Origin of the sequence: Kitasatospora sp. NPDC001309 (assembly GCF_042896295.1) — a bacterium.
GTDB lineage: Bacteria > Actinomycetota > Actinomycetes > Streptomycetales > Streptomycetaceae > Kitasatospora.
The window spans coordinates 45,927-70,031 of the sequence record NZ_JBIAXC010000009.1 but is presented as its reverse complement, the minus strand read 5'-3'; the positions used below and the strand labels follow the sequence as shown (position 1 = coordinate 70,031).

Sequence of the window (24,105 nt, the reverse complement as noted above, 5' to 3'; positions counted from 1 at the left end):
GATGAGGTTAGATCGCTGCCTAGGACTGGCTCTCGGAAAGACGCAGCAAGTTCATCTCTTCCGGATCCAGGTATGGCACGTCTTCGGGCCAGCGAATTACCAGCTGCTCGTCACTCGGCAACCGCGACACATACGAGAAGCCGGCTACCGTCTCAGGGTCGTAGGCCACGACCACCAGCTCCTTCCTGAGTCGCTGCTCGAACCTCATCGCCTTTGCTATTTGCTGATCGCTCATCTGGGAATCCCCAAGCCGCACTCTCAGCCAGTATTTCAGATACTGAATCGGCCCCTGATTGTGATGCGACCCCGCCCCCGTAGTTGCCTTCACCTTCCAAACCTGCCCGATCAGGGTATTCACTTGGTTGATTGTGGGCATTCTCCACAAGCCAATTTGATGAAGCCTGTAATCGACAGCCGCCGCAGTTGCACCATACATCTGAGCGATCTTCTTGTTGCTATATCCGAGGGCGAAGAGCTTTGAAAGCTCCAAGTTGTCTGGCAGTTTCGCCATTCTTGGTTTCCCTTGCCAGTCGAGGTTGATATATCCCGCGAAGTCCAGCTCACCATAGCTCAGAGGCAACCTCGAATCAAGTGGAACGAGCGTCGAAAGCCTGTTCGACGGCTCAATGTGACCTGGGTCTCACTTCAACGGATTGTGTCCTGGGCCGCCCTCCGGGGACACATACGTCTTTAGTGAGAGAACAAACAAGAGAAGAAGTCTCAAGAGAGTACTAAAATCTCTGAAAATCTTCCTTAGCTTGTACCAGGATACAAAACGAACCAAGCGCCCTGTTTTAGACCTTCCTGTTGAGATTTCAATCTCCAGGAGGAGTCCAGGGATCGGCCCCGGCTGCCAGACCAGCATCCGGCCGGGGCCACAGACCACCGGGAGGTGACCATGCCCAGAGCCGCATCTATCTGCCTGGTGAGCGGGTGTACCTCCCGGACAGCCCAGGACGGCCGGTGTGCCGGCCACCAGCTCCGCCGGCCCTGGTCTCGGACCTCGGCCCGTAACCAGCACCGACCGGGCGACTGGTCCTCCCGGCGGGTCCGGGTGCTCACCCGGGACCGCTGGCGGTGCCAGAGCTGCGGCGCCCGGGAGGAGCTGGAGGTAGACCACCTGACTCCGGTGGCCAAGGGCGGCTCCTGGCAGCTCGAAAACCTGTGGACCCTCTGCCGGGCATGCCACAGGATGAAGACCTACCGGGACCGCTGAGGCGGTCCAGCCGGATGTAGCTCAGATGGATAGAGAGCACTCCCATTGGTGGAGAGGTCGTAGGTTCGAGCCCTGCCATCCGGACGAGGTTCCCGTGCCGAATCATGGGACATAGGGGTGTAGCTCAGTTGGTAGAGCAGCGGTCTCCAAAGCCGCGTGTCGGAGGTTCGAGTCCTCTCGCCCTTGCCATACGGGTCGCGCCCGTAGGTTCCTGAAACTCCCCCGGCCAGGGGACGGAGGGAACGGTGCTGGTCGTCCAGCGGCTAGGACCCCTCCCGTGCAGGGAGGCGACACCGGTTCGAATCCGGTCCAGCACACACATCAACTGCCCGCCCTGGTGGCGGGCTTCGTCATGTTCGGAGGTGGCTCGATGACCCGAGGACCGCAGCCGAAGAGCAACGCCGTCAGGCGAAATGCCCACCCGCACGCCCGGGAGTTCAAGGCCGGCTCCCAGCCCGGCCGGGAACTCCCCCGGGGCCTTGGGATCACCACCGCGGGCGCCAAGCGGTTCTGGAGGACCTGGGCGACGTCGCCGCAGGCCTCTCAGTGGGCTGAGACCGACTGGGCCGAGTTGGAGATCACCACGAAGCTCGTGGATGCCCTGTATCAGGGGGACCTCCGGCATGCCGGTGAGATCCGGCAGCGAACGGCCAAGTGGGGTGCCACGGTCGAGGACAGGAACCGCCTGCGGATGTCGATCAACGACGAGGACCAGGGCGGGGACGCCGACCAGGCGCCAGCCGAGCTCACAACCACAGACCTTGACGAGGAGCTGTACCAGCTGCTGAACGGACCGTAGATGAGGTGATCGCTCCTGCAAACAGGGAACCTGCCCGCAGGGGTACCCGCCCCGAACGAGACACTCGGGTACCAGGTCATCCGCTGGTGTCAGAAGTACATCGTCCAGCCGGACGGCGAACACGCCGGTGAACCCTGGCAGTTCACCCCCGAGCAGCTGCGGTTCGTCCTCAACTTCTACCGGATCAAGCCGGACGGGGGGTGGGTCTACTCAGCCGGCACGCTGCGGCGTGCGAAGGGCTGGGGCAAGTTAGACCCCTCTTCTCGCGGCCCTGGCGATCGTCGAGTTCATCGGGCCGGCCCGCTTCTCCCACTGGGACGCGTTCGGCCTTCCGGTGGCCAAGCGGGTTCCGCTGTCGACGGTGCAGATCGGCGCCACGGCCCTGGACCAGACCGACCAGACCATGGAGATGATCCGTGGGATGCTCTCGGAGTCTCCGGCCGAGACGGAATTCGGCCTGGACATCGGCAAGGCCGTCATCCAGTTCAAGTCGGGCAAGCCCGGGACGATTCGGCCTAAGGCAACCGCCGGCCGAACGAACGAAGGAAATCGGCCGACCTTCGCCCTGATGGACGAGGTCCACCACTGGGTGGGCTCGAACGGCGGCCCGGACTTCTTCCAGACCCTCAAGCGGAATATCGAGAAGACCACCTCCGCGGGTTCCCGGTGGGTCACCACGACCAACGCCTACAACCCGAACGAGGACTCGGTTGCCCAGCGGATCCACGAAAGCGACATGGTCCGCCAAGCGTTCTGGCTGTACGACTGTATCGAGGGCGATATCCAGCCCGAGGAACTCCGGGATGAGGCCAAGGTCCGAATTGCCCTGGCCCAGGCTTACGGAGACGCCACGTGGGCCGATATCGACGGTCTGACCCGAACGATCCTCTTCGACCGTACGACCCCGGACAGCACCTACCTCCGGTTCTTCTTCAACGCCATCGCGGAATCCTCCGACGGTTGGATGAGCAAGGCGGAGTGGGCGGCCTGCCAGGACGACGACGATCCGATCAGGCCGGGTGACCAGATCGCCCTGGGATTCGACGGCTCCATCCGCGGCGACGCAACCGGCCTGATCGGGTGCCGGCTGCGGGACGGCAAGCTCTTCGTCCTGGGGCTGTGGGAGAACCCCCGCGACCCCAAACAGCCCGATTGGGAAGTAGATGTTCTCGCGGTCGAGGCGGCCGTGCAGAAAGCTTTCTCCACCTACCGGGTTGAGTGGATGTACGCCGATCCGCCGTACTGGCAGGAGAACATCGGCCGATGGGCGCTCCAGCACAATGAGCGCGGCCAGGACCACGTCTTCGAGTTCTGGACCAACAAGCCGACACGAATGACTCAAGCAATCGAGCGATTCCGTACGGCCGTCATGGTTCGGGATCTCCGCCACGACGGGGACGAAGACCTGACCCGTCACGTTCTGAATGCCGCTACCCGAGAGGTCCCGCAAGGGACTCTCATCACCAAGGACTCCCCGCGATCGAAACGGAAGATCGACCTTGCCGTGTGCGCCGTGCTGGCCTTCGAGGCCCGAGCGGACGCCATCGCCGACGGCCGGTTGCAGATTAAGCGCAAACGCGTAGTCGGGTTCTGACGACCCCGCATAGAAAGGGGTCCATCTGACAGAACTTTCGATACCTGGGATCGGCTTCTCTCCATCCACTCCTCGCGAGTGGATTGACTATCTCCAGAGCAAGCTGGTCCGTGACCGTCCGAAGTTCCGCCTTTACTCGGACTACTACGACGGCAACCATCAGCGGCTCGCATTCGCTCAGGCCCGGCACATCAGCGAGTTCGGCCACGTCTTCGACAAGTGGCGGGACAACTTCTGTGGGCTGATCGTCGACTCGGTCAATGAGCGGCTGGCCATCGACGGATTCCGCATGACCGATGAACCGGACGCCGACAAGGACGCCCGGGACATCTGGCAGCGGAATTTCATGGATGCTGAGTCCAATGCCGGCCACCTCGATGCCATGGTCCAGGGCGCCGCCTACGCGGTGGTCTGGGCGGGCAAGGACGGCCGCCCGGCCATCACCATGGAGTCGGCCGAGAACCTGGTCGTCCAGTACAAGCCCGGCTCCCGCCGGGAGATTGACGCGGCTGCCAAAATCTACCGGGACGACTGGGGCCGTGAGTGGGCAACGCTCTGGCTCCCTGACCAGGTCTACACCTGGCAGGCCGGCCGTTTCGGTTGGGCCGAGGGCGACGCTACCTCGGAGCGGAACCCGCTTGGCGAAGTTCCCGTGGTGCCGCTCAACAACCGGTCCCGGCTTACCGGTGACCCATTTTCGGACCTGGCCTCGGTCATTCCTCTCCAGGACGCCACGAATAAGGTCGTTTCGGATGCCCTGCTTGCCTCCGAGTTTGCGGCCTGGCCGCAAAAGTATGTCACGGGCCTTGAGGTCGTGGAAGATGCCGCGGGTAACCCTGTGGAGCCTTTCAAGGTCGCCGTGGACAAGCTTCTCCAGGCCGAGGACCCGCAGGCCAAGTTCGGCCAATTCGACGCCGCCGATCTCGGTAACTACGTGAAACTCGCGGAGATGCTGGTCCAGCATATGGCCAGCACCAGCCGAATTCCCTTCCACTACTTCCTCAACGGTGGAACGGTCCCGAGCGGTGAGAGCATCACCGCGGCCGAGGCAGGGCTCATCGCCAAGACCCGTGAGCGAATGCTGCACTTCGGGGAGTCCTGGGAGCGCGTCATGCGCCTCTGTTTCAAGATTCTCGGGGACAAGCGAGCGGAAGCTTGGGGAGCCGAGGTCATTTGGCGTGATCCGGAGAACCGGACGGAAGCCCAGCACATGGACGCCCTTCTGAAATTGAAGATGATCGGCGTTCCGATGGACCAGCTCCTTTCGGATGCGGGATACACGCCGCAGCAGATCGACCGGTTCCGAAAGATGCGCGAGGACGAGGCTAAGGCCGAAATGGAACTGGCCCAGAAGTACCCTCGCCCGGATCTCCAGCCCCAGCACGATACCGCTGCTCTAGACGCCAAGAAGGCGGCTTCCAGGCCCCCGCAAGGAAATTCAGGGAACAGCGCCCGAAAGCTCAACCCCTCGAAGGCCTGACCGCCTTGAGCGTTCCGGCCCCGCAACGGGGCCTCTTCTGTTTCTGACGAATGGAGTAGCCCATGACTGACCCCACCTCTCCCCCGACTTCCGAGAACCAGCCGCCGGCCACCGGCCAGGCACCGCCGACCGTCGAGCAGCTCCAGGCCGAGATCGACAAGTGGAAGTCCCTTTCCCGCACCAATGAGAAGCGTTGGAACGACGCGTCCGGCGAACTGGAGACACTCCGCCAGGAGCGCATGACCGACGCCGAGAAGGCCACCGAGAAGGTTCGGGCCGACACCCGGGCTTCCGTACTCGCCGAGATCGCCCCTCAGCTTGTTGAGGCCGCTATCGCCTCCGAGGCCGCGAAGTCCGGCATCGAGGTCGGCGACCTCCAGTTCACGCCGCTGGAGCAGTTCATCGGCGCAGACGGCACGGTCAACCGCGAGCTGGTCATCAAGTTCGTTCAGAGCCGCGGTGAAGGCAAGCCGCGTTACGCCCAGAACCTCGGCCTCGGCCGCCAGGGCGGCACGACCGCCGGCCAGCTGTCCCGCGGCGACCTCGCCCGCATGACCCCCAAGGAAATCCAGGAAGCCCGCAAGGCGGGCCTGCTCGACGCGCTCATGCGCGGCGCCCTCTGAGACGTAAGGTAACCGCTTGACTTTCTACTCCCAGCCCGGGAACAACCCGGGTGCCGGTAAGTACCAGACCACCGCCGGCCATTTCATCCCCGAGATCTGGACCGCTCAGCTCCTGGCCGACCTCGAAGAGCACCTGGTGCTCAGCGCCTCACCTTTCACGAACCGCAACTACGAGGGCGAGTTCCGGCGCGAAGGCGACGTCGTTCGGATCCCACACTTCGTGGACGGCACCGTCACCGACAAGGGCATCGTGAAGGCCTACGGCGAGATCGGCACCGCCGACCACGCGGCCCTTGAGTACATGAAGATGGTCGTGGCCAAGGGTTCCAGTTTCCACCTCGAACTGGACGGCCTCCACCAGCTCCAGACCAAGGCCGGCATCGACCTGATGTCCAACCTGGTGGCCCAGCGAGCCCGCGCCTCGGCCCTCGCCATCGATGAACTGGTCGCCCTCACCCTGCTCGCCGGCCTCCAGGGCAAGGACCTCAACGGAGCGGAGGACCGCAATGCCGCGGTCACCAACCTGCCCAACCTCGAACTCGGTCCGATCTCCGCCGTCCAGGCCGCCGACACCGGCCGAGACGCCAAGGAGTGGCTCAGCGTCTACGACTACGTCGTCAGCATGCTGGAGACCCTCGACACCCGCTCCGCCCCCCAGGACCGTTGGCTGTTCATCAGCCCTCGGATGCGCTCGATGCTGCTTCGCGACCCCAAGTTCATCGACGCCTCGCAGCACGGCGGTTCCGGTTCCGTCGTGGCCTCCGGCCAGATCGGCACGATCCTCGGCCTGCCCGTGATCGTCGCCAACGCCCTCGGCTCCCACACCCGACCGACCTCCCCGGTGATCAAGCGCGGCAACGAGAAGTTCAAGGCGGTCGATCTCTTCATGGGGTCGACGTCCGCCGTCTCCGTCGTCGTCCCGTTCGCGGAGATGGAGGCCTACCGGCCGGAGAAGAAGTTCACCGGGGCGATCAAGAGCCGCATCCTCTATGACGCCAAGGTGTGCCGCCCGGAACAGCTCCTGGTCGCTCAGGGCGTCGAGGCGGAGATCAAGGTCCACAACTCCACCATCACCCCGCCTCCGGCTCCCAAGTAATGAGTCGGTTCGCCACCGTTGAGGACGTGGCCGCCCGCCTCGGGCGGCCCGTCCTGTCCGACGAACAGGCCCGGGTCAACGCCCTCCTGGATGACGTCTCGGCGTTCATCACCGAGTACTGCACAGGGAGTTGGGACCGGCAGAACCCTCCGGTGCCGTTCCGCGTCGTGGCCTGCCACGAGGTGATCCGTTGGCTCTCGGTAACCCCGGGAGTGGTCGCGGAACGGACCGGCGAGCTGGAGGTCCAGTTTCAGGCCGGGGCGTCCGTCCTCGGTCTCTCCGAGGCGGCCAAGGCGAGCCTGCGCCGCTACCGGCGCTCGCTCTCCTCGATTCCCCTTGCCCGGGAGGTGCCGCCCTGCCCCGCTACTCCGAGCCCGTAGAGATCTGGCGCGCCGCCCTGGTCGCGGACGCCTACACCACCCGGCGGGACTGGGACCACCCCACCCGCATCTGGGCGGGCTTGGCCTCAGTCCAGCCCGGCAAGCCGTACACGGTCAGGAGCCCGGAGCGGGAGACCACGGTGGACCGCCTCCTGATCTACCTTCCCGCTGGTGCCGATGTTGACTCCGCGGACCGCATCACGGTGCACGGGATCCGCTACCAGGTCGAGGACGAACCCGCTCGGTGGACCGGCGGCCGCCTGGCCCACATCACGGTGAAGGCGGTGAGGGTGAGGCGATGAGCAAGTTCACCCTGCGGATGATCTCCGGGTGGGAGCGTGAGGTGCTGTCGACTCCCCAGGCCCAGGCCCTCGTGGAGTACCACGTGGCCCGAATCGCCGAGCTGGCCATCAAGGCCTCCCCGAAGGCCTCGCACCGGTCCAACTGGAACTCGATCAAGCGGAACATTGAAGCCCTGGTCACCCTGTATGACAACTGGTACGGCCAGGTGGTCATTGAGGCCGACCACGACGTCCGACACGCGATGCTCCAGGAGCTGGGCTACCGGGACCGCAAGGGGCGCCGGCACCCCGGCCGCTTCTACCTCAAGGAGGCCCTGGAGAAGGCGAGGATTGAATGATCGACCCCGTCAACGTCACCTGGTCCTACCTGAGTTCGCTCCCTGACATACCCAAGGGCAGCGTTACCGGCGACATGGTCGGTCGGCAGGCCGGGGACACCACGATCTACCTGGCCCAGTCCGGCGGCCACCGCATGGTCCGGGACCGGATGGACCGTGCCGATATCGAGTACGACGTCTACGCCGACAGCAGGGCCGAGGCCTCCCGCCTGGCCCTCGTCGTCCGCCAGCACCTCCTTGAGCACTTGCCCGGCCGGGAAGTCGCTGGGGCCCTGGTGCTCGACGTCGCCGAGATCTCCAGCCCCCGGTACTACCCCGACTCCACCAGCCGCGAGCACATGTACGGCGGCGAGGCCTCGCTCTTCTACGTCGAGACCTGAGGGAGCCGGCACAGCACGTCGGGTTCGACCTTCCCTGTCTCAGCAGAGGTCACGGGATCCCAGCCGTGCCGGGAGTACCAGGCCACCAGCTGCTGGCGGTCCAGGCCGAAAGGCCCCGGTTCAACGGACAGCATCAGCGCCACGCCCTCCCGGTCGGCCGCCGCGGCGATCTCACTGAGGAGCTCGCTACCCCAGCCCCGGCCCTGAAAGTCGGGATCGACCCGAATCTCGGCGAGGATCACGACGCTTGGCGTTTCGGGCTCGTACCGCAAGGACGCGTAGGCCCTGCCCTGGTGGTTCAGATACGCGGATTTCACAGCGGGCAGCCTATCGCCATCTTCCCCAAGACACTGGGGAATTCATCATTCTCCTCACGCCTCGTGGCCATGCGGCCCCGGGGCTCTCTTACGCCCGGAGGCAGCCCTTTTGACTGATGCCCAGCGAATTCGATTTGCCCCCAACGGTGGCCTCCATGTTGCACCGGCCCCGACCGGCCGACCGGGCGGCACCGAACTGCCCGCCGATGTCGGCGACGGCAGGACCGCGCCAACCGGCTACAAGTCGCTCGGCTACGTGGACGAGGGCGGGGTGACGATCACCCCGAGCATCGAGACCGACCCGGTTAACGCCTGGCAGTCCGCGACGCCCGTTCTCTACGCGGTGAAGTCTGCGTCGGTGCAGATCAAGGCAACCCTGATCGAGAGCAACGCGCTTACCACAGAGCTCTTTTGGGGTGCTTCCTGGATCGCGCTCAAGGACTCAACAGGTAAGGAAACCGGCGTCTATCGCCTCGACCTCTCCAGTACTCCTGATCTCCAGGAACTCTCGCTGGTAATCGACTGGTCCCAGCGCAACACCTTCTACCGCTGCGTAATCCCTCGGGCGATGATCAACGACCGTGGAGCCATCACCCTCCAGCGCAAGGAATCCCAGAAGTACGAGCTGACAATTTCGGCTCTCGATACCGCCGGAAGCCTCGGTTATGTCCTCACCAACGACAACCTCAAGGGCACCAGCGGCGGCATCACTCCCCCGGCCCCGTTCGCGGCTACGGTCACCGTTCCCGGTTACACCTCCAACGATTCCGCAGCCAACGCCTGGACTGCCCGCGTGACAGCTACCGGAGTTACCGGCCCGGCTACCGTGAAGCTGCTGAACACCGCCGGTGCGGCCTTCCAGCTCCAGACCACCCTTTCGACTGACGGCACCTTCGACGTGACCGTTCCCAAGGGGCAGGCGACCGCCGAAATCAAGGTTTCGCACGCTGGCGTGGACTACTGCTACTCGGTGACCGATAAGCAGCAGATCGGCGTCTCGAAGGCCTGCACCGTCGTGGCCGGCTGAACCAACTCCCCTGCCGGGGAGGGCTTGTAGTCTCCGGCCCCATTCTTCTTCCCCCCAGATACTGGAGTTCCCCATGCCTGCTGCCAAGACCGCCCCGACGACTGCCACCGAGGCGGAGGCCACCGAGAGCCCGACCACCTTCGAGCATGCCGGGATCACCTTCGTTGTCCCGCCGCCGCTGGATATGCCCCTTGACCTTTTGGAGGCCGACACCGAGATGGAGGCCGTCCGCCTGATCGTGGGCGATGAGGCCTGGAACGCCTACCGATCCGGCCGTCCGACCATCCGGGACTTCCAGGCCCTCGCCAGCCGCGTCAACGAGGCGGCCGGCTCGGGAAACTGATCGGCACCGTCCGCGTCATCCGGGAGCACAACGAGGCCCTGGAGGCCGATCTCCTGGAGTTCTACCGGGTCGATCTCCTCGACCTGTGGCGCGGACGGCTCTCGCTTCGCCGGGTCGGCGTGTTGATCAACTCCCTGATGCGGAAGCCAGGCAGGTCCGTCCTCCTGGCCGAGCTGGACGAGTCCACCCAGTGGGGCAGTACGGAACACCTGCTGGCACGGGTGAGTGATGCCCTCGAACTCTCCAACTACCTTTTCATCAAGGCTAATTCAGAAGATTCGGATCTCCCGATTCCCGATCCGATTCCCCGGCCAGGTGCGGCCACACCTCAACTCGAAGTGCCAGCAGTTGAGTTCGCCGACGGCGCGGAATTGTCGGCCTTCTTCTCACGAATGAACTCACTCTGACCTAGGAGGGCTGCATGGCTCCATCCTCTCGCGGCCCGATCAAGGTCGGCAGCGGCTACATCGACATCATCCCCAAGGTCAGCTCCGAGGCCTCACAGAAGTTCCGGGCCGAGCTGGTCAAGGAGATGGAGAAGGCCGGCACCCAGGCCGGTCAGGTCTTCGGCACAGCCGTTACCAAGGGCTTCGAAGGCCTCCCGAAGGCAGCTGCAACGGCGGCCCGGAAGGCCAAGCAGGCTGTTGAGGCGGAGGGCAAGGACTCGGCCGAGGTCCTGACCGCCATCGAACGGGATCTCACCCGGCAGTACGGCACCGAGGCAGCTCGCCGATTCAGGGAGATCCGGGACCTGGAAGCCCGGAAGCAGGCCCTTGCCGAGGAGACGTCGACCGTCACTCAGCGGGCCCTCCGTGCCACCGTGCAGCAGGAAACCGAGGCTGCCGCGGCCCGCTCCAGGGCCACCCAGGCGACCGAGCGGGAGCGGGTTGCGAGCCTTCGCCGAGTTGCCGAGGAGGCTGCTCGAACCGCCCGTACGGAGCGGGCCGAGCGACAGCGGGCCCTAGAGGACGAGGCCCGAGTCGATCAGCAGATCGAGGCCACCCGCCTTCGGATGGAGCGCGAGTCCCAGGCCGCCATCCGGGAGACTGCACGGGTCCGTCAGCAGGCCCAGCAGGAGGCTATTCGCGGGGAGTTGGCCCAGGTCGCCGCGGTCCGTGACAGCCTCCGTCAGCAGCTCGCCGCGACCCGAACCACGCTGTCCCAGATCGAGACCTCGCACACCTCGTTGATGACGAGCCTCAGCAGGGGCTACAAGAGGACGTTCGAGGGCATCGAGAAATTCGGAACTGGCCTTTCAGAGTCCGGCCATATCGTCACGAATAACCTGGTTGCTCCGTTGGGCCTCGCGGCTGCCGCCGCCACCACGTTCGGCGTTAAGTCCGCTGACGCCATGATCTCGGCTCAGACCGGTCTCCGCGGAATGGGAATTGAACTCAAGGACATCAATTCCCTCCTGACGCAGATGAGCGAGTACGGAATCGAGACGCCTTACTCAGTCAACGACATGTTGAAGTACGGCACGCGATATGCGCGCGCCAACTCCGCCCACAACCACAAGTTCGCTTCCACCGATCCCGTCGAACACGCCGAGGGCTCCCGGGAAGTTGCTCAGCGTTCCGTCGACATGGTCAAAATGATCGGCGACTCAGCGGCCTACGGCGGTGTTCTCGACTCCAAGATGGTCAGCGACGGCATGTACGCCCTTGAGGTCATCCAGGACATGGGCCGTACGCCGCTCAGGAACCTCAAGCAGCTGGAACGAGCAACGGGCATTCCCGGCCAGCAGATTGCGAAGCTTCTCGGGTTCAAGGATCGCGCCCTCACCAAGGACGAGATCGCGAACTTCAAGAAGATGGACAAAGAGAATGGCGTTGACCGGGAAATCCCCACCACGAGCGAAGCCTCGGCTCAGCTCTACGCTTTCATGGCTGATGCCAAGCATACGGGTGGAATCACCGGCGAGCAGCTGATTGAAAAGCTTCTCGCTCACTGGAAGGACCCTAAGCTCCAAATCGAGGGCGCTGCGGCCCGCATGGGTGGCGCCACGGTCGGCAGTCGTATCGAGAATATGAAGGAACAGGCCCAGTTCAAGCTGGGCCAGCTTTTCTACTCCGAGGGCGAGGACGGTAGTTACAACTACACCGGACTCGGCCAGAAGATCATGGGCCATAAGGTCACGGACGAAAAGGGCACCCGCTTTGAGGGCGGGCTCCTCAATGATGCCCAGGCTATCGGTAAGGATGTTTTTCCGACCCTTAAGCTGATGGTCGAGAAGTTCATCGACTCGCTGTCCAGGTTCACGAAGTGGATCAAGCAGGCGGCCGAGTTCCTGGAGTCGCACCCCGCTCTCCGGGACCTGGTGATCAAGGCCGCCGAACTCGGGGCCGTGCTCGGCCCGTTGGCGATCGGGGCCGGCATCCTGCTCAAGCTGGTCGGCAAGGCCGGGAAGCTGGTCGGCACGGTCGGCAGCGTCGTGGCCGCTCCTGTGATGGCCGCAGGCCGCGGAGTCCGGGGAGCTACCCGGATCGCCCGGCAGACCCGCGCTGGCCTGGAGAGTCGGAGCGAGGGCGACGGCTTCCTGAGCGGCTACCGCCAGCGCCGCATCGAGCTGACCGGCGGGACCGGTGGAGACGACCGTCGAGTCCGCAACGAGATCCGGGAGCTTGAGCAGCAGATCCGCCAGGCGGACGCCCGGACAGCGGAGCTGCGACGGGACCTCCAACAGCTCAACAGCACCCAACTACGCTCTCTCATAAGCGAGTTGTCCGGTAGCCCCCGTAGCGTCGAGGGTGCCGCTCAGTCGGCCCACACCGAGCTGGGCCAGGCACGCACTCAGGGCGTCGAGGCCCTGAACCGGGCCACCCTCGGAGGCCTCCAGCGAGAGTTGGGCGATTCCCGGCAGAAGGCCGTCCTCCTGACCGCCGAGCTCCAGTCCGCTGCCCGCGAAGTGACCCAGCTCGATGCGAAGAGCCTCGGCGCTCTCCGGGCGGAGTTCACCCAGCTCCACGCCGGGGTCAACTCGGTCTACGAGCGGATCGGCCAGGGCACCGGCGCCCTGTCGGTGGCCGGTCGGATCGGCCTCCTCGACCAGAGGTCCCTGTCCAGCCTCCGGGCCGAGTTCACCCAGCTGCACGGTTCCGTCGACCTGGTCCACGAGAAGGTGGGCCAAGGCACCGGCGCCCTGTCGGTGGCCGGTCGGATCGGGCTCCTGAATCAGCGGTCGCTGTCCGGCTTGAAGATCGAGTTCGAACAGGTCCACGGGGCCGCTGAGAGCGCCTACCTCAAGATCGGCCAGGGCACCGGAGAGGGCTCCCTCGCGGGCCGAATCGGCCTTTTGAACAACCGCTCGCTCAAGGACATCACGGAGAAGATCGAGAAGCTGAGTGCCGCCCTCATGGCGGCTCACGGCCACGCCAACAGCCTCGACAACTCGATCGACAACATCGCGAAGAAGGCGCCGGGTGGGAAGCCTTCGGGGAACAGTCCGAGTAAGCCCGAGACCCCGAAGAAGAAATATGCGACCGGCGGTGTTCTCCCAGGTTATGCGCCCGGGGTGGACTCCATTCCGGCGATGCTCTCTCCGGGCGAGGCGATCCTTCGGCCGGAGGTCACCGCGGCCCTCGGGCCGGCACTGATCCACCAGTGGAATGCGGCTGCCCGAAAGGGCCAGCTCTCCCGCTACGCTGGCGGCGGTATCGCGGGCCGGTTGGGTTTCGACCAGATCCGCGAGGCGATTCAGCTCAGCAATGCGTTTCCCTTTGCCTCCACTGCCGCTCAGGTCATGACCCATGCCAAGGCGTCGGACGATGTCGGCGGTGAGACTCAGGGCGGAATGCTGCGGGTCGGATCCAATGTCTCGAAGTGGATCGGCAGCGGGGTAGCAGACCGGTTCCGAAATATGTTCAACTTCGTGACCACGGATTCCTGGAGCCTGCTCCGACGCGTGCCCACCGGTATCGGCCAGATCGCCGGAATTCTCGGCGGTTCCATCTCGCCAGTTCTTGGTGAGTATTTCTGGAACGACGTATGGAAGGGCGAAGGGAATATTCTCCAACGCGGGAAGAGCTTCCTCAGCGACACCTTCTCGACCGACACCCTGAAAGCGGTGATATCCAACCTTGGCGGCGGCCTCTGGGAGTCCGTCAAGTCCATCGCAGGAACAGCAAAAGACCTGGTCACCGACCCCGTCGGGACAGTGAAGGAGGGAATCTCAGGGATCTGGGACATGGCCTCGGCAGAAATCGACCAGATCACCGACATGGTTCAGGCCATCAAGGATATCTACGAGGCGCCTGGCGATTATGCCTCGTCGGTCCTGGAGGACGTCCTCAGCACAGCCGAGGAGGCCCTTCCGAATCTGGACGGCCTTTTTGATTTCAGCTCCGGCTCCAAGGTCGAGGCGACCATCCCGATCAGCGACCTGGATTTCCGGGACATGCTGGGCGGAAAGCTCGACCCGACCGGGGACCAGGTTACCCGTTGGCGGCCGGTGGTTCAGCGAGTCCTTGGCGAACTAGGCCTATCCCAGGATTACACGGATCTGGTCTTGTCCCGGATCAAGGTGGAATCCGGCGGTGACCCGACCGCCGTCAATCTATGGGATTCGAATGCCCTGAATCCGAATATTGGTGCCTCGCAAGGCCTCATGCAGACCGTACCCGGGACGTTCGCCGCATATGCGGGTCCGTACCAGTACCTCGGAATGCAGAACGGCCTTGCAAGCATCTATGCGGGCCTCAACTACGCCACCCACCGCTACGGCGCCGGGTGGCCGCAGGCTCTCGCCGGGAACAAGGGCTACTGGTCCGGAACGCTTTCGGCGAGCCCTGGCCTGAAACTCGTCGGCGAGCAGGGTCCGGAGTTGGTCAATTTCCGAGGAGGCGAGCGAGTCCACAACGCCGGAGACACCCGGCGAATGCTCCAGGGCAAGCATTACGAGATTCACATCCACGAGGCCAAGGCCGAAGACACGACTCAGGCCGTTCTCCGGGCCATGCAATACGCGGAGGTGATGTTGGCAGCGTAATACCCAAGGGAGGCCCCTATTGCCGATTCCGGCGACTACCCCAACAATCCGGGACCAGCAGCCGGCACCCCTGCCGCTGCCCCCACAGCCGGTGGAATGGGGCCACACCCACGTCACGCTCACAGGTGCCGGAGGTCAGGGGGAGGAGATCCCCCTGACCTCCTTTGCCAGCCGGGAATGGCCGGCCACCCTGATCCAGGCCGGGGCGACCGGCCTCGACATGCCACCCGTCGAGCTGTACGCAGACGACTCCCCCAACTTGGACGGATCGATCTACCGCGGGTCCCGGGTCGCCGCCCGGCAGGTCATGATTCCTGTGTACCTCCACGGAGTTGACCGTCGTTCGCTCCGGGAGCTCAAGCGCCGCTTGATCCGGGCCGTCAACCCGAAGAACGGGCCCTGCCTGATCCGGATCACCGAAGGCGACTCCCAGACCCGGACCCTCACAGTCTTCTACAAGGACGGCTTGCAGGGCGATGAGGGCGTGGACAGCGCGGGGTTCCGCTGGACTCGGTACGGGCTCCAGTTCACGGCCTACGACCCCTGGTGGTACGGCCCCGATCTCCAGGTGGCCGAGTGGAGTTTCAGCGGCGGGAAGCCGCTCCTCACGACCGGCAAGGGGCTGTTCCCCCTCTCCCTCTCGCAGGGCGTCCTGAGCAACAGCAGCGTCCCCATCGTGAACCCCGGTGACGTCGAGGCCTGGCCCGTGTGGCAACTCAAGGGACCCGTCCGCGGCTTCCAGCTCACCGGCCCGGACGGCGGGTCGTTCGGGATCTCCGCTGGCGCCACCGGGACACCTGACGCTGTACCAGCAGGCCGGGTGCTCACCATCGACACCCGTCCCGGAGTGAAGTCGATCCGGGACGACCAGGGCGTCAACCTCTGGCCCCGGCTGGACGGCTCCCCCGCCCTCTGGCCGGTCCCGGCCGGGAACTCGAAGGCCTCCGTAAACCTGGCGGCGGGCGGCCCAGCTGCCAGCCTCCGCCTCACCTTCCGCCCCCGATACGAAAGCTACTGATGGGATACCGCATCGAGGTCCGGGACCGGAACCTCAACCGAATAGGCGTGATCGACACCTGGATCAAGCTGGATTTCATCGTCCGGTTCTGCCAGCAAGGCTCTTGGCAAATCCTGGTGAAGGCTGGAACCGATCAGGCGAACCTCCTGCAAAAGGGCGGCGGTATCGCCATCTATCAGGACGGGGTTGCCCGCCCGCTTCTTACCGGGCAGATCGAGTTCTTCCAAAAGTACTGGACCACCGTTCAGCACACGGGCGAGGGATCGATCTTCGTCGGCGGGAAGTGTGACAACAAGATCGCTTACTCTCGTCTGGCTTTTCCGAACCCCTTGGCCCCTGTCTCCCAGCAGTACAAGGCGAAGTCGAACCGTCCCGCGTACGGGCCAGCCGGCCGCGCGCTGCTGTGGGAATTGGAGCACGCCATCGGTGCCTCGGCTATCCCAGACCGCCGGGTCTCAGGCCTAGTTCTTCCGGCTACGGCAGACTTCGGAGACCAGGTCAATGACTCCCTCCGATTCGATGTGCTCGGTACGGTCCTGGAGAAATGGACCGACTCCAATTCCGTCGGCTACCGGATGGTCTACGACCCGGATGCCAAGCGAATCGTCCTGGAAATCTTCAAGCCCCGAGACCGGTCCCGAGATGTCAGGCTGAGTCCCGAACTGGGAAATCTCCGCGAGGTCGTGTGGACGCTCACCGCTCCCCGGGTGACTCGGGCCATCGTGGCCTGCCAGGGCGAGGGCGAGGAACGATACCTGTACCAGCAGATCGACACCGAGGCAGAGGCGGAGTGGGGCCTCCAGATCGAGCAGTTGGTAGACCGTCGAGACCTCCCGCTCAAGACCGACCCGGCTACCGGCCTGCCTATGAAGGCCCGGCCGGAAACCACCGACGAGGAGTTCGCAAACGCCAAGAAGGCTGTTCTTGACGCGGCCTCGGCCGCTCTCAAGCTGGGCGAGAAGAACGGCAACTTCCAGGTCTACCCGATCGATACGGAACAGGTCCAGTTCGGGCGGGATTATTTCGTCGGGGACCTGGTGACGATCTCGGTCGACGGGGTTGACTACGTGGATATCGTCCGCGAGGTGAACATCACCGTGGAAGACGGTGGAAAGCAGCTCACTATTCGCCCGAAGATCGGCGAGCAGGGCACCGGCGACCCGTTGAATCTGTACAAGACCGTGAACGAGCTCCGCGAGAAGCTCCGGAAAATCGAAGCGAGGATGTGATCAGTTGGCGGAAATAAGCTATCCCTTCGCCCAGGCGAATGCCTCCGGCGGATCTGAGATGGTCTCCCAGGTCCAGTGGCAGCAGATGGCCCACCTGTGGGGCGGAGACAGGATCGATTACCAGCTCACCAGCAGCACCTACGACGCCGCTGCCCTCCCTTTCGCCTGGAAGGTCATCAACGGTCGAACCGTCACCATCGACCCCGGGAATGCGTGGGTCGGCGGTTTCTACTACCAGCTCACCGCGACCGCTTCTCTGGATATCGACCCCAACCCCACGGATAAGCCCCGTAAGGACACGATCGTGGTCCGGGCTGATGTCACCAAGGGCTCGGTCAATCTGGCCGTCGTCAAGGGCCAGCCCTCCATTTCCCCCATCGCTCCTCAGCCCCAGCGGGCACCGGGCCAGCGCTGGGAGATGGTCCTCCTGGAAGTTGACGTACCGGCCACCAACGGTGCCCTCGTGGTCTACTCCCGAGGCCAGTTCGACATGCCGCGGATCGTGGCCACCCCGTGGAACACCCGCAGCACTGCCGACTTCCTGCCCCGGGGCTCCATGCTCTATGACCTGGACGTGGACGGCGGGGACACCCAGTACGAGGCCTACAGCGGCCGGGACGGCTATGTGATCACCCGCCACCTCGGCAGGGTCCGCACCTCGACGCCTGGCCTCTGGGGCACAACCACTCAGCCGGCCGAGGTCGACCGGGTATGCCGCTGGAGGTGGATCGCACCGAACACGGTCCATTTCAACATGAAGATCAAGAACTCCGGGTCCGACATCACCACCACGGGGTGGTACATGCAGGCCTCCCTGCCTCAGCCGGCCAACGGCCGGACCGCGCAGGTCTTCGAGGGCTACATCGACAACCCCGGCGGCAACGGCGGGCGCCCGTGGCTGAGCCAGGTCCGCGGCATCGCCTGGGAGGGCAACAGCACGAGCGCAGTGAACCTCTTCACCCCCGCCGGGGACCAGCTCTCAGTACTGCCCGGAATCCCTGCCCGTTCCACTCTCTACCTGTCCGGCACCTACGAGAGCGACGTTTTCGCCGAGTAAGGAGGGAAATCCCTTGGCACGAAATCTTTTTGGGGGAACCGCCTCCGACGTGGCGGAGTCCGTATCCGGTGCCCGTATCCCCGGAGCGGTCGGTACCGTCTGGGACGGGCCGTCGGACGGGGCCCGGCAGACTACGGACCTCACCGACTCCTCCGGTGCCCCGATTCTTCAACTCGTTGCCGACAACCGGGGCATGGTGCCCCCGTTCTACGGTCCCCCGACCGGCTCCGAACGGCTATGGGTCGACTTCGGCGCCGGACGGGTCGGCCTCCTGGCGACCAACGTCGGCGAGCGCCTGGTCCAGCACCAGGGAGCCGCAGACCCTCACCAGGACCGGGCTTACGCGGACGAGCGGCTCCTCAACTACCTGCCCCGGACAGGCGCCGACCTCTCGGTCCCGGCCGGTGCCGACTGGGCCCGGTGGGTGGTGCCGACCATCCCCGACAACACCGGTTCCGCCTGGAAGTTGAAGACGGCGGACGGCACGGAGTACACCCGGGTCTTGAACTCGGGCACCCTGCTGATCGACACCAACGGCCCCCGGCCAGCGCTCTGCATTGGCGCCCCCGCATACGGTGCCGGCCAGGTCGTCATCAACGTCACCAACTCCCGGTCGACCTCCTCAACGGCGTCTTCCGTCCTTCGAGTTCAGGGTGACGGCTCCGTAATCTCCGCAGGTTCGGTCACGGCGACGAACGTCGGCTCCGCCCGGGTGTTCTCCGGCCCGAACGCCCCGGCCAGCCCGAGGCCGGGCGACGTGTGGGTGCAGTATGGCTAACCAGCTCAAAGTCTGGTCCGGCAGCGCCTGGGTCGACCGAACACCACAGGCCTGGAACGGTGCAACGTGGTCACCGCGGCCTCCCCTGTACTGGGACGGTGCCGCCTGGATGGCCGGCGCCCCGGTGCCCCGGGAGTTTCCGGCCTACGTCGCCAGCACACAGCAGCTCGTTCAGGACCAGGGCCTCGCGGAGCTGGCCCTTCCGGCGGCCCGTACGAACGACTGGATCGTCTCGCTCTGCGTCGCGGACGGCTCCGCGCCAGCACCGCGCTTACTCGCCCCTGCCGGGGCTATCCCTACCCAGTACCGGTTGAGCAGCGGCTTGTTGATGGCCGTGGCGGTGTGGCCGTGGGAGCCCTCCCGGGGGTCGTCCGTCGTCTGGGACATCGGCGGTGCTCACGCTGCCGTCATGAACCTCACCTATCGACTTGGCGATATTTCTAGCATCGGTCTGACCCCGGTCGTCGGAATCCGGGAGCACGCCAACACCAACTCGCTTCCCCTGATGGCCTCGACCTCGTACCGCAACCTCTACGCGGCCGTGACGGTCTCCAACTCCCTTACGGGCCTGGCCTGGCCGTCCGGCGTCACGCCCCGGGCCCAGCAGCTCGGCCAGTTCGGCACGAGCCAGATCAGCCTGATGACCGGGGACACCCCGGGAGCCGGCGGTTCGCCCGGAGCCATCCAGCTGGACACCACGGTCCCGTCCGCGGCCGTCGTCCTGATCTCCATCCCCGGGCGGTCCGACGGCAAGGCCACCTGGATTCTCGGTGACCCTGTCGGCTCCGTTCTCGGAGACACCACGATTCTGGAGCTGTAACCTGATCTCACTCCCTTCTCTCAAGTCCTGGACTTCCCGCCAGGTAATCGGCCCCGCCGATCTCAACGGCCAGATCTACGACGTACACAACGCCCTCTATACCGTGGTGAATGACCACGAGGCTTCGATCAACAAGCTCAAGGGCAACCCTGTCCTTTCCCTGGCTCTCCAGAACTCCATCACCCTCGGGGCGAACAGCTCCACCATGGTCTACTGGAATACCTCCCAGCCACTCGCGCGCGTCGGAACTTGGGCCACCGCCGACAACGGTTCATTTCAGGTGCCCGAGGCTGGCGTATACAAGTTCACGATGAGCTGGGGCGGGTGGTCAGCCGGTAGTTCCACCGCCAAGTGCAGGGCCTGGATCGGCACCCGCGACTTCAACGTCAGCGGCTTCCTGTACCCGCCGACCGGCGGCGACGCCGCTAGCAACAGCTTCACGGGCGCCATGCAGCTGCCCGCTGGTGGCACCTTCGCGGCCTACGTCGTCTCATGGTGGCAGCCATTTCAAAGTGATGGCGGGAACGCGAACGAGCGTTCCGCCTGGAATCTGACCGTAGAGAAGATATCCGGTTAGGAGGAGAATGACCCCTACTGACATTTTCGGTTATGCCGGTACGGCAGCCTCCGTCACAGCCGCATTCGTGATGGTCCGGGCCGCCTGGCAGATCAATACCGCCGAAGTCTGGCGAGGTGAGGCCGAGGCCCAGAAGACCCGAGCGGACCGCCTCCAGGAGGACATGAATGAAATCAAGGAGCGCCTGACCCGCATCGAGGCGGAAAACCGCCGACTGGTCGAGCTGATCACAACGCTCGACCCCTCCCGGATCCGTTCCGGCGTCTGATCAATTCACTCATCCCGAGGGGCTGACCAAGAGGTCGGCCCCTTTCTCATGCCCTAGGAGGGTTCCCTGAGTCAGGTTTCCGAGGTTCTCCGCATCGCATCCGGCGAGGTCGGCTATCAGGCCGAACGCGCACCGGGCGAGCGTCCGTCAGGCCACCAGAAGTATTCCGGCCAGGTCCCTGGCCTTGAGTGGTCCAACTACCAGCCCTGGTGTGCGACTTGGGTGTCCTGGGTTGCCATGAAGGCCGGAGTGGCGAGCCTCTATCTGCGTACGGCGTCCTGCTCCAACGGCGTCGAGTGGTTCCAGTCCCGTGGCCGGTGGAGCGCCTACCCGGCGATCGGTGCCCAGGTCTTCTACGGGCCCGGCGGCGGTACCCACACCGGGATCGTCTACGCCTATGACGCAAGCACCATCTACACGTACGAGGGCAATACCAGCACGGAGAACGACGCCAACGGCAACAAGGTCATGCGGCGGGAGCGGCGCCGCCGGAACTCCTACGTCTACGGGTACGGTCTGCCCCAGTTCGCCGAAGGCATCGTCACCGCGGACCCCGATCTCAAGGGGCGCCCCGGCTTCACCTACCAGGCGACTGCCTCCGGCCCGGCCGGAAACTCCGGTTCGACCTCCGGCTCCTCGACTCGCACCGTCACCGTGCGGGCGGGCCAGACGCTGGCCGCGATCGCCGCGGCCGCCGGGATCAGCCTGGCCACCCTGCTGTCCCTCAACCCCAGTGTGCAGGAACACCCGGACCAGATTCACCCGGGCGACACCATCACCGTGCCGGCCCACCCCGGCGAGGTCCAGCAGCCCGAACCCGATCCGACCCCGACCACTCCCCCGACCGGCAGTTCCTTCCCCGGCGCCGGCCAGTTCGGGCCGGGCGCCAACAACGGGTACGTCACCAAGCTCGGGCAGCTCCTGGTCCAGCGCGGCGGCAGCCGCTTTTACTCCGAGGGTCCAGGCCCTCGCTGGGGCGAGGCCGACCGCCAGGCCGTTCGGGCGTTCCAGCTCGCTCAGGGCTGGGGCGGTGCCGCTGCGGACGGCATTTCCGGCCCGCAGACCTGGGACTACCTGATCAACGGCAAGGGCCGGAACATCGGCTCGTCCACCGCGACTCCTGTGGGGCCGTCGACCGCCAGCTCCTCCCGCTTCCCGGGCCGACAGGCCTTCCGGCCGGGCGCCACCAACCCGAACGTCACCCTGCTGGGCAAGCAGCTGGTCCGCCGTGGCTACGGCCAGTACTACCAGGTTGGCCCCGGCCCCCGGTGGACGGAGGCGGACCGCCGCGCCGTCCAGGCCTTCCAGCGCAACCAGGGCTGGAAGGGCAACTCCGCGGACGGCTACCCGGGCCCCCAGACCTGGTCTCGCCTCACCCGCTAGAACGTGGCATGGGACCCAGTGTCCCCGCGACGCTCCCGAGAGCCAGCAAGACGAACATCATCAGGCAGCTGCTACCCGCCTCCTGCCCTCCTTGCACGGCCCAGGGCCGCGCACCTGGTCGGGTGTGCGGCCCTGCGGCCAAGGCAGCTCTCTCAGAACTGTCGGGACTGCTTCCAGTCCACGTAGCCGTTGCCGTATGCCGTCACCAAATAGACGGCAGCGGCATAGGCGAACAGGTTGAAATGGTAGGCGACGTGTGCAGTCGACTCCTGGCTCCAGGTCCCATCCCAACCGGAGTCCTCATTGATCGTGGCCAGGCTAACCCGATTGTTGTGCGACAGTCCGATCTGACCACGACCGGTGCCCGACATCGCGACGATCGTATCGTCTCCGAGCATATCACCAAGAATTTCATGATTACGCCACGTGCTCTGGCCGTAGGTCTGTCGAATAACGTTTGCCCGACGATCCGTGCCGGTCCAGGCGAGGATTATGACATTTCGGAACGAGTCGCCACCGAGGCCAATCTCTCCCCCGATTGCGACCATTCCAGTGCGAGGGCTTCTCGCGCCCGGGACTATCGTCGGATTGGCCCATCGCGACCCATCGAAAAAGATTGTCCAGATTTCATTACTACTGGCGCCACGGAACGAAAGGAATAGGTTCTGGCGAGGGAGCGGAATTACAGAGACGCGGAGCTCATTGGGAGTTGCCACCCCGTTGGGAACCTGGTTCCACAGGCCCTGAGGGGTGTAGGTCTGACTGTTTGGAGTAGCTGACACCGGCGTATAGAAGACATACCCGTTAGTGCCCGTGTGGAATACCCAGAATAGGGATGTCGGGCCATTCTGGCTACTGAATACGACCTGGGGCTCGGCGTACGTGGTGGCTCCTGGCATTTCCGTTGCCGGGCCATGATTGACCGAAATCATGATGGCGTTGTTGAAAGTCCGCCAAACCTGAACCAAAACGTTGGCCTGAGAGCGGGACTCTGATATTGAATCGGCCGATTGAATGCGCGATCCCCCAGCAGTCTCAAACTGCCATGAGCCGCTCTCGCCCGGCTGACTGGCGTATGCCGGCGAATTCACGAGAACGAGTGTAGAGAATGAAGTAATTAGAGCGATGGCCCACATCGTCCATCGCTTTGCCAAGGGATTCAAGGAAGCTCCTAGCGGCCGATCTTCTCGGCCATTACATTCCAGGGCCCGCAGCAAGGGCCATCGGGCACCGGCCCGCGGGATGCCGGTCAGCCAAGGTAGGCGCGCACGGCGATACCACCGTGTTGCATGGCCACACCCCGTGACATCAGTCATTTGACTGTACTTCGCGCCATCGGCTGTGTCCGCGAACACCCGGTGACAGCCATCGCACCTCAGCCCACGCAGCCGGCGGGAACGTGAACCACGCATGATCAACACCAATCCAGCGGCACATCACGCCGCACTGAATGAATCAACTACCAAGGGAAATAGATGACTTCTCTCATCAGCACTCACGCTGTCCGCGTTGTGGCCGCCGTCGCAGCCCTGATCCCGCTCCTCACCGCCTGGTACCCGGCCATCCCCTGGGAGGCCCTGGTGGCGGCCGCGGCCGCACTGCTCGGCGTGGGTGAGATCGCCCAGCGGCACGAGGACGCGAAGACCAACCTGGCCCTGCACGAGACCTCGCCGTACGATCGCGCGGCCAGCCTCCAGGCCGAGCTGACCAAGCAGGAGGCCGAGCAGGCCGTCTGATCAGGAATGCAAAGAAGCCCCTCCCCTTGCGGGGAGGGGCCTTTTCGCATTTCAGGCGGGCCTTCGATGCCTGCCGGCCGACTTCTTTCGCGGCGGTGGCGAGGTTCCTTGGATCACCCCGTCACCCGAGATGCCGTGCAGGAGTCTCTGAGCGGCCGCGAAGTTCTCGGCGTAACTCTCGGGGAGCCACTGGTAGCCGTCCCACCGCAGGAGGACGCGGGGAAGGTCCGGATGGAGGTGGGAGGACCGGTCCTCATGGCCGATGATGACGGCCTTGAGCTGGCCTACCGGGCGTAGGCGGCGGTCTCGGCGTTCCGCCCACCGCTCCAACGGTTCCTCGCTATCCACACGGCCCTC

At 64.8% G+C, this 24,105-nt stretch carries 26 protein-coding genes and 3 tRNA genes; 25 read left to right on the top strand and 4 right to left on the bottom strand.

Translation table 11 applies throughout. The features are described 5' to 3' along the window. Positions 1–19 precede the first annotated feature (19 nt). The gene (locus ACFY2K_RS11975; RefSeq protein WP_387711096.1) at positions 20–511 is read right to left on the bottom strand and encodes a hypothetical protein; all 492 of its coding nucleotides are present in this window, start codon (positions 509–511) and stop codon (positions 20–22) included. A 387-nt stretch (positions 512–898) separates the two neighbouring features. On the opposite strand from ACFY2K_RS11975, the gene ACFY2K_RS11970 reads away from it, so the two are divergent. The 12 genes from ACFY2K_RS11970 to ACFY2K_RS11915 all read left to right on the top strand — a co-directional run bounded on the left by ACFY2K_RS11970 (position 899) and on the right by ACFY2K_RS11915 (position 8,208). Then, the gene (locus ACFY2K_RS11970) at positions 899–1,216 is read left to right on the top strand and encodes an HNH endonuclease (RefSeq protein WP_387711094.1); all 318 of its coding nucleotides are present in this window, start codon (positions 899–901) and stop codon (positions 1,214–1,216) included. Positions 1,217–1,226: 10 nt separating this feature from the next. Beyond that, positions 1,227–1,300: transfer RNA gene (locus ACFY2K_RS11965), tRNA-OTHER, on the top strand. Between the two features lie 29 nt (positions 1,301–1,329). Next, a tRNA-Trp gene (locus ACFY2K_RS11960) sits at positions 1,330–1,405 on the top strand. A gap of 56 nt (positions 1,406–1,461) precedes the next feature. Beyond that, positions 1,462–1,533 (top strand) — tRNA-Ala (locus tag ACFY2K_RS11955). Positions 1,534–1,586: 53 nt separating this feature from the next. Beyond that, the gene (locus tag ACFY2K_RS11950; protein WP_387711092.1) at positions 1,587–2,015 is read left to right on the top strand and encodes a hypothetical protein; all 429 of its coding nucleotides are present in this window, start codon (positions 1,587–1,589) and stop codon (positions 2,013–2,015) included. A 334-nt stretch (positions 2,016–2,349) separates the two neighbouring features. Further along, positions 2,350–3,609: a hypothetical protein gene (locus ACFY2K_RS11945; RefSeq protein WP_387711090.1), complete on the top strand. Its 1,260-nt coding sequence runs from the start codon at positions 2,350–2,352 to the stop codon at positions 3,607–3,609. Positions 3,610–3,634: 25 nt separating this feature from the next. Further along, entirely contained in the window at positions 3,635–5,089 is a 1,455-nt protein-coding gene (locus ACFY2K_RS11940; RefSeq protein ID WP_387711204.1) for a phage portal protein, read from the top strand. Positions 5,090–5,151: 62 nt separating this feature from the next. Next, positions 5,152–5,712 carry a hypothetical protein gene (locus ACFY2K_RS11935; protein ID WP_387711088.1) on the top strand — a complete coding sequence of 187 codons (561 nt, stop codon included), beginning with the start codon at positions 5,152–5,154 and terminating at the stop codon, positions 5,710–5,712. Positions 5,713–5,728: 16 nt separating this feature from the next. Then, positions 5,729–6,808: a hypothetical protein gene (locus tag ACFY2K_RS11930; RefSeq protein ID WP_387711086.1), complete on the top strand. Its 1,080-nt coding sequence runs from the start codon at positions 5,729–5,731 to the stop codon at positions 6,806–6,808. A gap of 26 nt (positions 6,809–6,834) precedes the next feature. Next, entirely contained in the window at positions 6,835–7,188 is a 354-nt protein-coding gene (locus ACFY2K_RS11925; protein ID WP_387711084.1) for a hypothetical protein, read from the top strand. A gap of 298 nt (positions 7,189–7,486) precedes the next feature. Further along, the gene (locus ACFY2K_RS11920) at positions 7,487–7,828 is read left to right on the top strand and encodes a hypothetical protein (RefSeq protein WP_387711082.1); all 342 of its coding nucleotides are present in this window, start codon (positions 7,487–7,489) and stop codon (positions 7,826–7,828) included. Next, entirely contained in the window at positions 7,825–8,208 is a 384-nt protein-coding gene (locus tag ACFY2K_RS11915) for a hypothetical protein (RefSeq protein WP_387711080.1), read from the top strand. The genes ACFY2K_RS11920 and ACFY2K_RS11915 overlap by 4 nt, the downstream gene beginning before the upstream one ends. Here the strand turns inward: ACFY2K_RS11915 and ACFY2K_RS11910 are convergent. Next, complete coding sequence (locus ACFY2K_RS11910; RefSeq protein WP_387711078.1) at positions 8,193–8,525, bottom strand: GNAT family N-acetyltransferase; 333 nt, start codon at positions 8,523–8,525, stop codon at positions 8,193–8,195. The two genes, ACFY2K_RS11915 and ACFY2K_RS11910, sit on opposite strands and share 16 nt — an antisense overlap. Positions 8,526–8,634: 109 nt before the next feature. On the opposite strand from ACFY2K_RS11910, the gene ACFY2K_RS11905 reads away from it, so the two are divergent. The 12 genes from ACFY2K_RS11905 (at position 8,635) to ACFY2K_RS11850 (ending at position 22,012) form a co-directional block, all read left to right on the top strand. Then, on the top strand, positions 8,635–9,552 hold the full coding sequence (locus ACFY2K_RS11905; protein ID WP_387711076.1) for a hypothetical protein: 918 nt from the start codon (positions 8,635–8,637) through the stop codon (positions 9,550–9,552). A 73-nt stretch (positions 9,553–9,625) separates the two neighbouring features. After that, positions 9,626–9,895: a hypothetical protein gene (locus tag ACFY2K_RS11900; RefSeq protein WP_387711074.1), complete on the top strand. Its 270-nt coding sequence runs from the start codon at positions 9,626–9,628 to the stop codon at positions 9,893–9,895. Positions 9,896–10,017: 122 nt separating this feature from the next. Beyond that, positions 10,018–10,302, top strand: coding sequence for a hypothetical protein (locus ACFY2K_RS11895; protein ID WP_387711072.1), 285 nt, complete (start codon positions 10,018–10,020; stop codon positions 10,300–10,302). A 14-nt stretch (positions 10,303–10,316) separates the two neighbouring features. Further along, the gene (locus ACFY2K_RS11890) at positions 10,317–14,882 is read left to right on the top strand and encodes a hypothetical protein (protein ID WP_387711070.1); all 4,566 of its coding nucleotides are present in this window, start codon (positions 10,317–10,319) and stop codon (positions 14,880–14,882) included. A gap of 220 nt (positions 14,883–15,102) precedes the next feature. Continuing rightward, a complete protein-coding gene (locus ACFY2K_RS11885) occupies positions 15,103–15,900 on the top strand; it encodes a phage tail domain-containing protein (protein ID WP_387711068.1) in 798 nt (265 codons plus the stop codon). Continuing rightward, complete coding sequence (locus ACFY2K_RS11880) at positions 15,900–17,129, top strand: siphovirus ReqiPepy6 Gp37-like family protein (protein WP_387711067.1); 1,230 nt, start codon at positions 15,900–15,902, stop codon at positions 17,127–17,129. Before ACFY2K_RS11885 ends, ACFY2K_RS11880 begins: the two co-directional genes overlap by 1 nt. Before the next feature lie 4 nt (positions 17,130–17,133). After that, on the top strand, positions 17,134–18,186 hold the full coding sequence (locus ACFY2K_RS11875; RefSeq protein ID WP_387711065.1) for a hypothetical protein: 1,053 nt from the start codon (positions 17,134–17,136) through the stop codon (positions 18,184–18,186). A 193-nt stretch (positions 18,187–18,379) separates the two neighbouring features. Then, positions 18,380–18,964 carry a hypothetical protein gene (locus ACFY2K_RS11870; protein WP_387711063.1) on the top strand — a complete coding sequence of 195 codons (585 nt, stop codon included), beginning with the start codon at positions 18,380–18,382 and terminating at the stop codon, positions 18,962–18,964. 409 nt (positions 18,965–19,373) lie between these two features. After that, on the top strand, positions 19,374–19,784 hold the full coding sequence (locus ACFY2K_RS11865) for a hypothetical protein (RefSeq protein WP_387711061.1): 411 nt from the start codon (positions 19,374–19,376) through the stop codon (positions 19,782–19,784). Continuing rightward, a complete protein-coding gene (locus tag ACFY2K_RS11860) occupies positions 19,735–20,361 on the top strand; it encodes a hypothetical protein (protein WP_387711059.1) in 627 nt (208 codons plus the stop codon). Before ACFY2K_RS11865 ends, ACFY2K_RS11860 begins: the two co-directional genes overlap by 50 nt. 7 nt (positions 20,362–20,368) lie before the next feature. Continuing rightward, entirely contained in the window at positions 20,369–20,629 is a 261-nt protein-coding gene (locus tag ACFY2K_RS11855; protein WP_387711057.1) for a hypothetical protein, read from the top strand. A gap of 66 nt (positions 20,630–20,695) precedes the next feature. Beyond that, on the top strand, positions 20,696–22,012 hold the full coding sequence (locus ACFY2K_RS11850) for a peptidoglycan-binding protein (RefSeq protein ID WP_387711202.1): 1,317 nt from the start codon (positions 20,696–20,698) through the stop codon (positions 22,010–22,012). Between the two features lie 152 nt (positions 22,013–22,164). Here ACFY2K_RS11850 and ACFY2K_RS11845 read toward each other — a convergent pair whose 3' ends face one another. After that, a complete protein-coding gene (locus ACFY2K_RS11845; protein WP_387711055.1) occupies positions 22,165–23,103 on the bottom strand; it encodes a hypothetical protein in 939 nt (312 codons plus the stop codon). A 420-nt stretch (positions 23,104–23,523) separates the two neighbouring features. Between ACFY2K_RS11845 and ACFY2K_RS11840 the strand changes: the two genes are divergently transcribed. Then, complete coding sequence (locus tag ACFY2K_RS11840; protein ID WP_387711053.1) at positions 23,524–23,748, top strand: hypothetical protein; 225 nt, start codon at positions 23,524–23,526, stop codon at positions 23,746–23,748. 51 nt (positions 23,749–23,799) lie between these two features. Here the strand turns inward: ACFY2K_RS11840 and ACFY2K_RS11835 are convergent, their stop codons facing one another. Beyond that, a complete protein-coding gene (locus ACFY2K_RS11835) occupies positions 23,800–24,096 on the bottom strand; it encodes a DUF6087 family protein (RefSeq protein ID WP_387711051.1) in 297 nt (98 codons plus the stop codon). Positions 24,097–24,105 lie beyond the last annotated feature (9 nt).

Bases quoted from the DNA above. Each gene is read 5' to 3' on its own strand.
- ACFY2K_RS11900 (WP_387711074.1), top strand. From the start codon at position 9,626: ATGCCTGCTGCCAAGACCGCCCCGACGACTGCCACCGAGGCGGAGGCC.
- ACFY2K_RS11970 (WP_387711094.1), top strand. From the start codon at position 899: ATGCCCAGAGCCGCATCTATCTGCCTGGTGAGCGGGTGTACCTCCCGG.
- ACFY2K_RS11885 (WP_387711068.1), top strand. From the start codon at position 15,103: ATGCCACCCGTCGAGCTGTACGCAGACGACTCCCCCAACTTGGACGGA.
- ACFY2K_RS11865 (WP_387711061.1), top strand. From the start codon at position 19,374: ATGAACCTCACCTATCGACTTGGCGATATTTCTAGCATCGGTCTGACC.
- ACFY2K_RS11880 (WP_387711067.1), top strand. From the start codon at position 15,900: ATGGGATACCGCATCGAGGTCCGGGACCGGAACCTCAACCGAATAGGC.
- ACFY2K_RS11890 (WP_387711070.1), top strand. From the start codon at position 10,317: ATGGCTCCATCCTCTCGCGGCCCGATCAAGGTCGGCAGCGGCTACATC.
- ACFY2K_RS11915 (WP_387711080.1), top strand. From the start codon at position 7,825: ATGATCGACCCCGTCAACGTCACCTGGTCCTACCTGAGTTCGCTCCCT.
- ACFY2K_RS11870 (WP_387711063.1), top strand. From the start codon at position 18,380: ATGGTGCCCCCGTTCTACGGTCCCCCGACCGGCTCCGAACGGCTATGG.
- ACFY2K_RS11950 (WP_387711092.1), top strand. From the start codon at position 1,587: ATGACCCGAGGACCGCAGCCGAAGAGCAACGCCGTCAGGCGAAATGCC.
- ACFY2K_RS11975 (WP_387711096.1), bottom strand. From the start codon at position 511: ATGGCGAAACTGCCAGACAACTTGGAGCTTTCAAAGCTCTTCGCCCTC.
- ACFY2K_RS11935 (WP_387711088.1), top strand. From the start codon at position 5,152: ATGACTGACCCCACCTCTCCCCCGACTTCCGAGAACCAGCCGCCGGCC.
- ACFY2K_RS11920 (WP_387711082.1), top strand. From the start codon at position 7,487: ATGAGCAAGTTCACCCTGCGGATGATCTCCGGGTGGGAGCGTGAGGTG.
- ACFY2K_RS11855 (WP_387711057.1), top strand. From the start codon at position 20,369: ATGACCCCTACTGACATTTTCGGTTATGCCGGTACGGCAGCCTCCGTC.